This window comes from Caenispirillum bisanense (assembly GCF_900230255.1).
Classification (GTDB): Bacteria; Pseudomonadota; Alphaproteobacteria; order Rhodospirillales; family Rhodospirillaceae; genus Caenispirillum; species Caenispirillum bisanense_A.
The window spans coordinates 1-12,233 of record NZ_OCNJ01000014.1 but is presented as its reverse complement, the minus strand read 5'-3'; the positions used below and the strand labels follow the sequence as shown (position 1 = coordinate 12,233).

The window sequence follows — 12,233 nt, the reverse complement described above, 5'->3', positions numbered from 1 at the left end:
GGCAAGGGAGCGACCCATGTCCACCACCACGACCTCCCCCGCCGCCGCGCCCCTGGCCGAGGCGCCCGAGCGCAAGGCCGCCGGCGGCGCCCGCGCCCGGCGCCACCGGCCGCACCGCAAGGGACCGCTGCGCCGGCTGGTCATGCACCTGCGCAACGGCATCGTGTGGAGCCGCTGCTGGGTGTATCGCCGCATCCTCAGGATGGACCTGCACCCAAGCGTGCGGTTCTCGCTGAAGACGCGGCTCGACTTCACCAACCCGCGCGGCGTCCACATCGGCGCCGACACCTACCTGGCCTTCGGCGCCGTGGTGCTGTCGCACGACATGTCGCGGCTGATCCACTGCGACACCCGCATCGGCCGCAACTGCTTCGTCGGCGCCAACGCCATCGTCATGCCCGGCGTCACCATCGGCGATCAGGTGATCGTCGGCTCGGGCGCGGTGGTGACTGCCGACGTGCCGTCGCACAGCATCGTCGCCGGCAATCCGGCCAAGGTGGTGAAGAGCGGCATCCGCACCCGCGCCTTCGGCATCCTGCTCGACGAGTACGAGCAGGCCGTCGCCGCCGCGGCGGCGGAACGCGGGGCCGCGTGATACCGCGCCGGACCTTCGTCGTGACGGCCGTCGCCGCCGCGCTCGCCGTGCTGGCAGTGGGCGGCGCCCTGGCGGCGCGCGAACTCTATGTCGCCGGCAAGCTGGCCGACGCCGCCGCGCCCGAGGCGCCGGTGCAGCGCACCTTCGGCGCGGCCTGGCCCGACCGCCCGGGGCCGAGGGTGCTGCTGATCGGCGACTCGCGCGTCGCCGACTGGCGCCACCACCTGCCGGCCGATCTGGCGGTCGCCGAGCGCGGCCTGCCGGGCGAAACGGCGCGCCAGCTCACCGGCCGCTTCGAAGCCGCTCTGCGCGAGGCCCGCCCCGCCGTCGTGGTGGTGCAGGCGGGCATCAACGACCTCGTCGCCGCCTCCCTCGGCGACGCCGACCACCAGCGCAGCGCCGCGGCCGACTTGCGCAGCGCCTTCGCCCTCATGGCCGACGCCGCCGCCGAGACCGGCACCTGCCTCGTGCTGACCACCATCGTGCCGCCGGCGGAGCCCTCGCTGTTGCGCCGGGCGGTGTGGAACCCGGCGGTGACCGACCACGTCGCCGCCGCCAACGACGCCCTGCGCCGCCTCGCCGACCCGCCCGGCGTGGCGGTGCTCGACCTGGCGGAGCGCCTGGCGCCGGCGGGCGACCTTCCCGACGCCTTCCGGCGCGACACCCTGCACCTCACCCCGGCCGCCTACGCGCGCATGAACGACGCGCTGCGCGGGCATCTGGCCGACCACCCGACGCATTCCTGCGGCGACCGCGATGCCTCGGCCGCCCTGTGATCCCACTCCGGAGGACACCATGACCGCCCACTCCCAGCAGCCGACCCGCGGGCGCGGCCGGCGCGTCCTGAAGATCGTCGAGAACCTGCCGGTGCCCTTCGACCGCCGCGTCTGGCAGGAGGCGCGCGCGCTGCGCGACGCCGGCTATTCCGTCAGCGTCATCTGCCCCAAGGGCCGCCAGTACACGGAAAGCTTCGAGGAGATCGAGGGCATCGCCATCTATCGCCACCCGCTGCCGACGGAAGCGCGCGGGGCTCTGGGCTTCGTGCTGGAATACGCCGCCGCCCTGCTGTTCCAGACGCTGCTGGCGTGGCGGGTGTTCTTCACCCGCGGGTTCGACGTCATCCACGCCGCCAATCCGCCCGACCTCATCTTCCTGGTGGCCGCGCCCTTCAAGCTGCTCGGCCGCAAGTTCATCTTCGACCACCACGACCTGACGCCGGAACTCTATTACGAGAAGTTCGGCCGCCGCGACGTCGGCCACCGCATGATGCAGTTGACGGAAAAGCTCAGCATGAAGCTGGCCGACGCCGTCATCAGCACCAACGAGAGCTACAAGCAGATCGCCGTCGAGCGCGGCGGCAAGAGCCCGGACTCGGTGTTCATCGTGCGCAGCGGCCCCGACGTCTCGCGCTTCAAGCCGTCGGAGCCCGAGCCCGAGATCCGCGCCAAGGCCACCTACATCGCCGGCTACGTCGGCATCATGGGCAGCCAGGACGGCGTCGACGACCTGCTGCGCATCGTGCGCCACTACGTGCAGGACCTCGGCCACACCGACACCCACTTCCTGCTCATCGGCGACGGGCCGGAGCGCGAGAGCCTGATGGCGCTGGCGGAGGACCTCGGCATCGCCCCCTACGTCACCTTCACCGGCTACCTGCGCGGCGAGGCGCTGAACCGCGCCCTGTCGTCCATCGACATCGGCCTGTGCCCCGATCCATGCAACGACTACACGTCCAAGTGCACCATGAACAAGGTCATGGAATACATGGCCATGGGCAAGGCGCTGGTGCAGTTCGACCTGGTGGAAGGCCGCCGCTCGGCGCTTGATGCCGCCGTCTACGCCGAGAACGGCGACCTGCTCGACTTCGCCCGTCAGACCCGCCGCCTGCTGGTGGACGAGACCATGCGCCACGAGAAGGCCGTCTACGGCTACCACCGCATGATGAGCCACCTGCAGTGGACCAACGAGGTGCCGAAGCTGCTCGCCGCCTACCGCCACGCCGGCCTCGGCGGGGCCATCGCGCTCGAACCGCAGGCGGAGGCCGAGCCGCAGGGCGCCGCCTCCTCCACCGCCCGGTCGTGACGCCCGCCGGTCCAGCAGACGGAGTACCTGCCGCATGACCACTGCCATCGCCATCGTCGGCTACCGCAACCCGGACGACGTGCGCCAGTGCCTGGGGGCGCTGGCGCGGTCCACCGACGGCGCCTTCACGGTCCACATCTGCGAGAACGGCGGCCATGCCGCCGCCCGCGCCCTGGTGGAGGCGCTGGCCGGCCGCGTCGCCGCCGCCCCGGCGGACCAGGGGGAGCCCGCCGGCGGGCCGCTCGTCTGGCACGGCCGGCTGGAGCCCGGCGGCCAGACTGTGCGCGTGCTCTGCCCCGGCGAGAACCTGGGCTATGCCGGCGGCGTCAACACCGCCATCCGCGACGCCATGGCCGGCGGCCGGTGGGACGCCGTGTGGGTGCTCAACCCCGACACCGAACCCGCCCCCGACGCGCTCGCCGAGATGCACCGCCATCTGGCGCGCGGCCCCTACGGCATGGTCGGCAGCCGACTGGTGTTCCGCAAGACCGGCCGGGTGCAGCTTTATGGCGGCCGCTGGCGGCCGCTTATCGCGCGCGGCTTCAACATCGGCCTCAACCAGCCGGGCGACGCCACCCCCGACATCGCCGCCGTGGAGGCCGAGACGACCTACGTCAACGGTGCCTCCATGCTGGTGTCGCGCGCCTTCATCGAGGACGTCGGCCTGATGGACGAGCGCTATTTCCTCTACAACGAGGAAGTGGACTGGTGCTTCCGCCGCGGCGCCCACCGGCTCGGATACGCCCATGCCGCCGTGGTGGCGCACGACCACGGCAGCACCATCGGCTCCAACACCCAGCGCCGCCAGCGCTCCGCCCTGTCGGTATACCTGGACGAGCGCAACAAGCTGCTGTTCAGCCGCCGCTTCTTCCCGCGCCTCTACCCGGTGATCCTGCTGACCACCCTGGTGCTGACGGCGCAGTACCTGCGGCACGGCGCGGTGCGCAACTTCTTCGTGGCGCTGCAAGGCTGGTTCGCCGGCCTGCGCGGCGAGGACGGCGTGCCCGCCCTCGCCCGCCGCCCGCGGCCCCGCCCGGCCGAGCCGGCGACGGCTGCCAGTCGATAGACACGAAAAACGCCCGCGGCCGGTCGCCGCGGGCGTTTCCTTTACGGGCGTGGTGGCGTTACACCCGCCCGCCGGCGTCGCGGTAGACCGCCAGCGCTTCGGGCATCAGCTGCTGCAGGCGCTGAATGCGCTGCTCGTGGCCCGGATGGGTGGAGGCGAAGACCGGCGGCTGGCCGCCGCCCTGGGCGCTCATGTTCTGCCACAGTTCCACCGCCGCCCGCGGATCGTAGCCGGCCCGCGCCATGTGCATGAGGCCGAGGCGGTCGGCGTCCAGTTCCTGGTTGCGCGAATAGGGCAGCAGCAGGCCGTACTGCGCCCCGGCGCCGAGCAGCGCCGCCACCTGCTGCGGCTGGCCGAGCCCCGCCTGCCCCAGCGCCGCCCCGGCGAGGTCGACGCCGAGTTGCGTCGCCATCTGGCTCGACAGGCGCTCCTGCGAATGGTTGGCCTGGACGTGGCCGATCTCGTGACCGATCACGGCGGCCAATTGGGCCTCGTTCTTGGCGACGCCGAACATGCCCTCGTAGACGCCGATCTTGCGGCCCGGCAGGGCGAAGGCGTTGGCCTCCTTGCCCTGGAACACCTGCACCTCCCACTCGGACGGGTTCAGGCCGGCGGCTTGCAGCAGGCGGTCGGAGATCTGGCGGGCGGCGCGCTGGTAGGTGGCGTTGCGCGACGCCGGCATCTCCTGCCTCATCTGCTGCCAGCTCTGCGCGCCCAGTTCGGCCACCTGCTGCTCGGACACCAGGTTGATGCCGAGGCCGGTCGAATCCCCGGCGCAGGCGCCGAGCGCCAGCGGCAGGGCGACGACGGCCCCGACGGCGGCACGGCGGGAGGAACGGCGGACGGCACGGAAGGCGGACATGGACAGACCTCTCTGCTGGCGGATGCGAGCATGCTCTGATGCGACAACACCCGGCACCGACGGCCGGTTGCGGGGTGCCTGCGGGTCATTCAACCGGCAGAAAGCGTCAATAGTGGGGCGGCGGCTTGTCGTCTTGCGGCGAGCCCTGGCCGCCCGCCTCCACCTCCAGCAGGCGCTCGATGAGGCGGCGAATCTGCAGGGTCAGGCGGTCGATGGTGCGGCCCTGGTCGGCGATGACGTCCGACAGGTCCTCGGCCATGCGCTCGTGGTGGGCGAGGCGCATTTCCAGGTCGACGAGGCGGGCTTCCAGGTCGTCTGCGGCCATGGCGTCAATCCTCCGCTTCAAGGCCGAAGCGCTGCACCACCGCCGGCTGGGCGACGCGCGCCTGCAGGGTCAGCAGCACCAGTTGCGCATCCAGGCTATCGCCCGCCGCCACCGCCGCCTCGACCCGCGCTTCCGCCGCCGCGCCGGCGCGGGCGCCGGTGGCCTCGGCATAGTCGTCGGGGCCGAGCATGAGGTAGCCGAGCAGCGCCGCCGCCTCGCCCAGGGCCGACGGGTCCTGACGGCAGTCGCCGAGCAGCTTGAGGACCGTCAGCTTCACCGCTTCCGGCACCACGGCCGGATGCAGCCCGGCGGCGCGCAGGGCGTCGTCGAGGCGCTGGATGTCTTTCGACCGGCCGAACAGGGACAGCAATCCGAACATGGCCGCACCATAGCGCCGCCGCGCGAGCCTGGGAAGAACGGGAGAGACGCCAGGGCGATCATCTTACAGTTGCACGCGCGATGCGGGCGAGGCATAAGGAAGCGGCTACAACCTTTGCAGGGGTTATCCCGCCATGCGTTTGCGCCTTCGTCTTCTCGCCTGTGCCCTCGCCGCCGCCGGCGCCGCCCTGCCCGCCCAGGCGGCGGACGGCCTCGCCGGGCGCTACAGCGGCTCCACCCGCACCGAGGCGGGCATCGTGTCGGTGGTGCTGGAGGTGCAGCCGCAGCGCATCGGCCGCACCGCCGGCACCCTCTCGTTCCGCGGCGTCAGCGACTGGGACTGCAACGCCTGGGTGGAATACGCCGGCGCCGTGGAGGGCACGCACGCCTTCCTGCCCCGCCGCCGCAACGACGACGGCCAGGGCATCGACAACGGTTGCTCCATGAACAACGCCTACGTCGAGGTGACCGGCAGCGGCCCGACCCTGCGCTGGTTCAAGGACGGCAAGGCCCTGGTGGAAGTGCCCCTGACCGCCGAGAAGTAACCCGGCGGCGCCCCTTGCGCAGGCTGCATCCTTCCGCATACCCTCATTGCCGGCTCGGCTATCAGAGGGACACCATGTCGAAGGACAGCGCGCAGGGCTACCTGGAAGACCCGCGCAACGAGAGTGTCGTGGTCTACGTCGACGGGCGCTTCGTGCCGCGGGCGGAGGCGACCGTGTCCGTCTTCGACGCCGGCTACGGCCTCGGCGACGGCGTGTGGGAAGGGTTGCGGCTGGTGCGCGGCCGCATCCTCGCACTCGACGACCACCTCGACCGCCTGTTCGAGGGTGCGGCGGCCATCCGCATCGACCTCGGCATGGACCGTGCCGCCATGGCCGGCCTCATCCGTGAGACGCTCGACCGCAACGGCATGACCGACGGCGCCCACCTGCGCCTGATGGTCACCCGCGGCCGCAAGAGCACCATCAACCAGGACCCGCGCTTCACCGTCTCCGGCCCCACCATCGTCATCCTGGCGGAATACAAGACACCGCGGCCCGAGGTGAAGGAACGGGGCCTCGGCCTGTTCACCTCCACCTTCCGCTGCAGCGGGCCGGACGTGTTCGACCTGCGCCTCAACAGCCACAGCCGCCTCAACCTCATCCAGGCGCTGCTGCAGGCCATCGAGGCCGGCGCCGACGAGGCGCTGATGCTCGATCCGCACGGCTTCGTCGCCAGCTGCAACTCCACCAACTTCTTCGTCGTCCGCGGCGGCGAGCTGTGGACCTCCACCGGCCGCTACAACTTCAAGGGCATCACCCGCCGCAAGGTGCTGGCCCTGGCCGCCAAGACCGGCATCCCGGCGCGCGAACTGGACTTCACCCTGGCCGAGACGTGGTCGGCCGACGAGGCCTTCGTCACCGGCACGCTGGGCGGCATCACGCCCGTCACCCGCATCGACGGCCGCGTCATCGGCGACGGCCGCCCCGGCCCGCTCACCCGGCGCCTCTCCGGCCTCTACGAGGAGTTCATGCTGTCGGAAGGAGCCGCCGCATGACCGCCGCCGCCGCCGACGGCGCCGTCCGCATCGCCATGTGGTCCGGCCCGCGCAACATTTCCACCGCCATGATGCGCGCCTGGGAGAACCGGCCCGACACGGTGGTCGCCGACGAGCCCTTCTACGCCGCCTACCTCGCCGCCACCGGCATCGACCACCCGGTGCGCCAGGCGGTGATGGCGAGCCAGCCGACCGACTGGCGCGTCGTCGCCCGCCAGGTGTCGCAGGACCCGCTGCCGGCCGGCGCCACGGTGTTCTACCAGAAGCACATGACCCACCACATGCTGCCGGACATCGGCCTGGACTGGATGGACGGCCTGCGTCACGCCTTCCTCATCCGCGACCCGCGCGAGGTGGTGGCGTCCTACACCCAGAAGCGCGCCGCCTGCGAGCTGGCCGACATCGGCGTGGTGCGCCAGGCAGAGCTGTTCGACCGCGTCGCCGACCGCCTGGGCGCCGCCCCGCCGGTGATCGACGGCCGCGACGTGCTGGGCGACCCGCGCGCCTTGCTGAGTTGCCTGTGCGAGGCCCTCGGCGTGCCCTTCAGCGACGCCATGCTGGCCTGGCCCGCCGGCCGGCGCGACAGCGACGGCGTCTGGGCGCCGCACTGGTACGCCGCCGTCGAGGCCTCCACCGGCTTCGGCCCGCCGCCGCCGCCGGCACCGGAACTGCCGGCGCAGTATGCCCGCGTCGCCGAGGCCGCCCTGCCCTATTACGACCGCCTGTACCGCCACCGCCTGCGCCCCTGAGCGAGCCGTTTCCGCGTTACAGGCGTTGAAGCCGGGCCCGGCGTGCGTGAAAAAGGCCGAGCCCGTCCCCAGATGAGGGGTTGGACCAACCGTGAGGAGAGCATGATGCAGACCAAGCAGGCCACCCGCGACCACGACGGCGACGCCCGCGCGGCGTCCGGACCCGGGCGGCCGAAGCGCATGGGAATCGGCCTGGCGGCCGTGAAGGCCAGCTACCGCCGCTATGCCCCGGTCTACGACATGATCTTCGGCGGCGTGCTCGATCGTGGCCGCAAGGAAGCGGTGCGCCTGATGAACGGCCAACCCCCCGGCCGCGTGCTGGAGGTGGGCGTCGGCACCGGCCTGTCACTGCCCCACTACGACCCGCAGGCGCGCGTCGTCGGCATCGACCTGAGCCGCGAGATGCTGGACAAGGCCCGCGACCGCGTCGCCCGCCACGGCCTGCGCCACGTCGAGGCGCTGGAGGAAATGGACGCCCGCGCCACCCCCTTCCCCGACGCCAGCTTCGACACCGTCGTGTCCATGTACGTGCTGTCGGTGACGCCCGAGCCCGAGCGCCTGCTGACGGAAATGCGCCGCCTGTGCAAGCCGGGCGGCAGCATCCTGGTGGTCAACCGATTCTCCTCCACCAAGCCGCTGCGCGCCCTGATGGAACGCGCCGCCGAGCCCTTCGGCGACGCCATCGGCTTCAACCTGCAGATGGCCTGGAGCACGCTCGACGTGCTCGGCGACCTGGAGACGGAGCAGATCCTGCCCGTGCCCGGCTTCGCCGGCGCGAGCCTCGTGCACATCCGCAACCAGCCCAAGGCCCTGCGCGCCGCCGGCGAGTGATCCACGGCGCGGCGGAGACGTTTCGACGAACATCGACACGTCCGGCGGCGTGCGGGTAGACTGACCTCCCGCATGCCATCGACGGACCTGTCCGGCAATGATCTCTCTGAACCGTCTGGCGGCCCGGCTCCTGTCCGGGCTCGCCGTCTGCCTCGCTGCCGCGCCCGCGGCGGCGGAGCGCCTGGGCACGGTCGACGCCCTGGTGCGGCCGCATGTCGGCGTCGACACGCCGGGCCTCGCCGTGCTCGTCACCCGCAAGGGCGAGACGCTGCACGCCGCCGGCTACGGCTTCGCCGACATCGGGCGCAAGAGGCCGGTCGACCCCGACACCCTGTTCGACCTCGCCTCCGTGTCCAAGCAGATGACGGCGCTCGCCGCCGCCTTGCAGGTGGCCGAGGGACGCCTGGCGGTGGACACGCCGGTGGCGCGGCACCTGCCGGTCCTGCCGGAGATCCACGACGGCGCCCACCGACCGATCACCGTCGACGATCTCCTGCACCACACGGCGGGCTTCGCCGACTACCTCGACGACGACGGGCTCGACTACGACGGGACGACCACCAACGCCGAGGTTCTCGCCTGGCTCGCCGACACGCCGCTGCTGCTGGCGCCCGGCGAGGCCTTCGACTACTCCAACACCGGCTACGTGGTGCTCGGCTCGCTGGTCGCCGCGGTCGACGGCGCGCGCAGCCTGAACGCGGTGCTGCAGGCGCGCCTGTTCCGACCGCTCGGCATGACCTCCACCGCGCTCGGCCTGCCGGTCGACCGCAAGCGGCGGGCCACCGGCTACGCCGGCACGGACGGCGACTTCGAGAAAAGCGAGTGGGACACCGCCGTCGAGGGCGACGGCACGGTGTGGACCAGCATCGCCGACCTCGCCCGCTACGAGGCCGCGCTGGCCGGCGACGGCCTGTTTACGGGCCGGACGCGCGACGCCCTGTTCCGCAACGGCCGCCTGGACGACGGCTCGCCGCTGGACGACGGCGACGGCGCGGGCTACGGCTGGGGCTGGTCGCTGTACGAGGACGACAACGGCCACCGCGTCGCCGCCCACGGCGGATCGTGGTACGGCACGGCGACCGCCTACCGCCGCACGCTCGACACCGGCCTGACGGTCATCGTGCTCGCCAACGGCGAGGACTTCGACGCCGAAGACCTGGCCGACACCATTGCCGAGCGCCTGGACCGGTAGCGCGGGCGGGCGGTCAGTCCGTCCGCTCGCGGCTGTCCGCTTCCTCCGGCACCTCGGCGGACAGCGGCTGGCCGGCGTGGGTTTCGCGCACGTCGAAGTTCACCGTCACCTCGCCCGCCACCTCGAAGCGGAGGGTGAGGTCGATGGTGTTCTCCTCGTCGAGGGGGTGCTGCAGGTCGACGAGCATGAGGTGCCGGTCGCCGGGCGCGAGGCGCGCCGTCTCGCCGGGGCCGATGGGGATGCGCGCGATCCGCTGCATCTGCCGCACCGGGCCGCGGTTCAGATAGGTGTGCATCTCCACCTCCCCCGCCGCATCGGTGGTGGCGCCGAGCAGGGTGTCGGCGCTGTCCCCGGTGTTCTCGATGACGGCATAGGCCGAGGCCATGCGCTGCGGCCCCACCTCCTTCTCCACCCAGGTGTCGGAGATGGTGATCGTCCCGCCGACGGTGCGCGGCGGGTGCTGGGTCGTGACCTTCTCCTCGACGGCGAAGGCCGGGGCGGCGAAGAGGGCGGCGGCGGTTAGGATGGCGGGGGTGCGGGGCATGGGGGCTGTCCTCTAGCTTGTAGGGCGCAAGAGAAGGCAACGCGGGTGGGAGCGCTGGATACGTAGCTAGTTCGGCGGCCCCGCAGATTTCCCCCCATAAAGTCCGCCCTCTGGCCGCTCGCCCGCCTTGCAACCTAGCAAAGAACCAAAAATTTCATTTTAGGATAGTTAGCCGGAGACGCTCCTTAGAGGTTACATTGTTAACAACAGGGTAAAGCGACTGCAAATCAGATGGATTTACATGAAGTATACCCGCCAACTCGCCGGTCGAATAACCCAAACCCTCCAAGTGCACCTTCAGCAAGCTTGGAATTACTGTTGGCTTTTCTTGAGGAAAATCAAGTTCTGGCGGCTCACGCAACCTATAACCTCTCGCACTCATTTGCCTCCACAGATACTGCTTCTGATTCGCAGTGAGACATCCAAGGTTAGCCGCCGCCATTAAGAGGGCACCCATCGACACTTGCCACTCCGGCTTGAGAGACGCGAGAAGCGCTAGATCAATCTTTCTACCTAAGAAATATGGACGAATATCTGCATTCGGAAGCAGAAGAGCCGACGCAAATGCATTAGCCTCCTCCTCCATATTTGGGTTAGGGAACCTATGCATTATCAAGTGCCCCAGCTCATGGGCTAGGGTAAACCGCATCCTATCAGCAGGTTGTTCACTGTTGAGAACAATAAGCGGCGGAACTCCGGGTGTTGCAAAGGTCACGCCGCTGATCGACGCTCCATTGAGTGCCGAATGCGCCACCAAAACACCCGCTTTCTCGGCATATACTGTAAGATTGCGAATAGGGCCTCTTGGCATGCGCCAATGACCCCTTACAATCGACGCAATTTTCGCCGGATCACCGTAATCCTCGACGTCCAGGCGCGGTAACTCATTACTGTATGCGACGTCGGCACCTTCTAAAAGGCGACGGATGTGCATTACCCTGACATTTAGTTCGGCTATGACGCAATCGAGTTCTCGTACGCCGACGTCTGCTTTCTTTCTCCACATAGGATGAACACTGACCGGCGCCCCATAAACGGGCTCCGTCAGATAAAAGAAAGATGGCGGCAACTCATAAGAGCTTGCTGCGCGACTAACAATGTCATCTCTTATATCGACAATTCCGTTCTCGATACGAGAGAGCATTGACTGGTCTATGCCGAGGCGCTTGGACGCCTCGACCTGCTGCATTCCACGCAAATGCCGCGCCAAGCGCAGCATATCTCCATTTGGTCGCATAGCCACTACTCTTGCTCTTTGCTTTCTTTTTTCCGTTTCTTCGGAATTACGGTAGGCGGCATCTCGTCCGGTGAACGCGCGGGAAGCGGAATCACTTCCGCGATCGCTCCACCTTCTAGCGGATATGCCCACACCCGCTTAGTACGATTGCGCGCAACAACAGCAACTTCTTGCAACTGCATACCGAGAGCATCGGGCTGGTAGCAGACCTCAACGCGGTGAACGTCGGGCAAAAGCCCCGGTATGTTTAGCTGCGGGTCGATGAAATTCAGAACTTCCTGAGTTTCAATGTTCGATCCGACGCCATTGGCATTCGCCTTCTTGAATCGCAGCAGGACCCGCTCCCTGAACAGGAACTGCACGGTCGAGCCCTTCGCCAAAACGCGGATGTGCCTATCCCCTTCGAACTCCTGTATCGCATTCTGCGCGAGGATATCGAAGTAGGCGTTTGCCCGAGTGCGGGCATACATGAACCGGCGGGCCTTCTGAAGGTCCAGGAACTCGACCCACGAAGCGTGAACTACTGAACGTATACGGGGCTCGAAATCGGCTAATACGCCCTTTACTTCCCCCATCTCGGCAACGGCCATCCGCACCTCCAGTTACGGTATGGAGAGACTATCGCATGGCCTTTTACCAAAAACAAGGAAATTTATGCACGACTTATGTGGCCAGCCTGGCACTTCGGACAGTCCAACGGGATGAAGGAAGCCCCTTAGTGAGGGCTCTCACGCTGCACTAGGGTCAGGACCCATAAACCGGCTTCCCCAGCGGCTCACGATGTGATTCAAGCTCCCCGGAAGGGAGCTTATCGTGACGCATTCTCATTTTT

15 protein-coding genes are annotated in these 12,233 nt (G+C 68.9%); 9 read left to right on the top strand and 6 right to left on the bottom strand.

What is annotated here, in order from left to right:
• The first annotated feature begins 16 nt into the window (after positions 1-16).
• Genes CRP50_RS21965 through CRP50_RS21950 form a run of 4 tightly spaced genes read left to right on the top strand, consistent with a single transcriptional unit; the run spans position 17 to position 3,743 of the window.
• Entirely contained in the window at positions 17-595 is a 579-nt protein-coding gene (locus CRP50_RS21965; RefSeq protein ID WP_217992107.1) for an acyltransferase, read from the top strand.
• Entirely contained in the window at positions 592-1,371 is a 780-nt protein-coding gene (locus tag CRP50_RS21960) for an SGNH/GDSL hydrolase family protein (protein WP_097281347.1), read from the top strand. Before CRP50_RS21965 ends, CRP50_RS21960 begins: the two co-directional genes overlap by 4 nt.
• 19 nt (positions 1,372-1,390) lie before the next feature.
• Positions 1,391-2,677, top strand: coding sequence for a glycosyltransferase family 4 protein (locus tag CRP50_RS21955; RefSeq protein ID WP_097281346.1), 1,287 nt, complete (start codon positions 1,391-1,393; stop codon positions 2,675-2,677).
• Positions 2,678-2,711: 34 nt separating this feature from the next.
• The gene (locus CRP50_RS21950) at positions 2,712-3,743 is read left to right on the top strand and encodes a glycosyltransferase family 2 protein (protein ID WP_097281345.1); all 1,032 of its coding nucleotides are present in this window, start codon (positions 2,712-2,714) and stop codon (positions 3,741-3,743) included.
• A gap of 58 nt (positions 3,744-3,801) precedes the next feature.
• Here CRP50_RS21950 and CRP50_RS21945 read toward each other — a convergent pair whose 3' ends face one another.
• The 3 genes from CRP50_RS21945 to CRP50_RS21935 form a co-directional block, all read right to left on the bottom strand.
• Positions 3,802-4,605, bottom strand: coding sequence for a M48 family metallopeptidase (locus tag CRP50_RS21945; RefSeq protein ID WP_097281344.1), 804 nt, complete (start codon positions 4,603-4,605; stop codon positions 3,802-3,804).
• A 106-nt stretch (positions 4,606-4,711) separates the two neighbouring features.
• Positions 4,712-4,930, bottom strand: coding sequence for a SlyX family protein (locus CRP50_RS21940; protein WP_097281343.1), 219 nt, complete (start codon positions 4,928-4,930; stop codon positions 4,712-4,714).
• A gap of 4 nt (positions 4,931-4,934) precedes the next feature.
• On the bottom strand, positions 4,935-5,309 hold the full coding sequence (locus CRP50_RS21935; protein ID WP_097281342.1) for a hypothetical protein: 375 nt from the start codon (positions 5,307-5,309) through the stop codon (positions 4,935-4,937).
• A gap of 133 nt (positions 5,310-5,442) precedes the next feature.
• On the opposite strand from CRP50_RS21935, the gene CRP50_RS21930 reads away from it, so the two are divergent.
• The 5 genes from CRP50_RS21930 to CRP50_RS21910 all read left to right on the top strand — a co-directional run bounded on the left by CRP50_RS21930 (position 5,443) and on the right by CRP50_RS21910 (position 9,620).
• The gene (locus tag CRP50_RS21930) at positions 5,443-5,853 is read left to right on the top strand and encodes a hypothetical protein (protein WP_097281341.1); all 411 of its coding nucleotides are present in this window, start codon (positions 5,443-5,445) and stop codon (positions 5,851-5,853) included.
• 74 nt (positions 5,854-5,927) lie between these two features.
• Positions 5,928-6,848, top strand: a complete 921-nt coding sequence (locus tag CRP50_RS21925) for an aminotransferase class IV (protein ID WP_097281340.1) — start codon at positions 5,928-5,930, stop codon at positions 6,846-6,848.
• A complete protein-coding gene (locus CRP50_RS21920; protein ID WP_217992106.1) occupies positions 6,845-7,597 on the top strand; it encodes a hypothetical protein in 753 nt (250 codons plus the stop codon). Before CRP50_RS21925 ends, CRP50_RS21920 begins: the two co-directional genes overlap by 4 nt.
• Before the next feature lie 102 nt (positions 7,598-7,699).
• Complete coding sequence (locus CRP50_RS21915) at positions 7,700-8,428, top strand: class I SAM-dependent methyltransferase (RefSeq protein WP_176525301.1); 729 nt, start codon at positions 7,700-7,702, stop codon at positions 8,426-8,428.
• Positions 8,429-8,525: 97 nt separating this feature from the next.
• Complete coding sequence (locus CRP50_RS21910; protein WP_097281338.1) at positions 8,526-9,620, top strand: serine hydrolase domain-containing protein; 1,095 nt, start codon at positions 8,526-8,528, stop codon at positions 9,618-9,620.
• A gap of 13 nt (positions 9,621-9,633) precedes the next feature.
• Here CRP50_RS21910 and CRP50_RS21905 read toward each other — a convergent pair whose 3' ends face one another.
• The 3 genes from CRP50_RS21905 to CRP50_RS25320 all read right to left on the bottom strand — a co-directional run bounded on the left by CRP50_RS21905 (position 9,634) and on the right by CRP50_RS25320 (position 11,991).
• Positions 9,634-10,164 carry a copper chaperone PCu(A)C gene (locus CRP50_RS21905; protein WP_097281337.1) on the bottom strand — a complete coding sequence of 177 codons (531 nt, stop codon included), beginning with the start codon at positions 10,162-10,164 and terminating at the stop codon, positions 9,634-9,636.
• A gap of 154 nt (positions 10,165-10,318) precedes the next feature.
• Positions 10,319-11,383 carry an ImmA/IrrE family metallo-endopeptidase gene (locus CRP50_RS21900; RefSeq protein ID WP_281257963.1) on the bottom strand — a complete coding sequence of 355 codons (1,065 nt, stop codon included), beginning with the start codon at positions 11,381-11,383 and terminating at the stop codon, positions 10,319-10,321.
• 23 nt (positions 11,384-11,406) lie between these two features.
• The gene (locus tag CRP50_RS25320; RefSeq protein ID WP_141415228.1) at positions 11,407-11,991 is read right to left on the bottom strand and encodes a hypothetical protein; all 585 of its coding nucleotides are present in this window, start codon (positions 11,989-11,991) and stop codon (positions 11,407-11,409) included.
• Positions 11,992-12,233 lie beyond the last annotated feature (242 nt).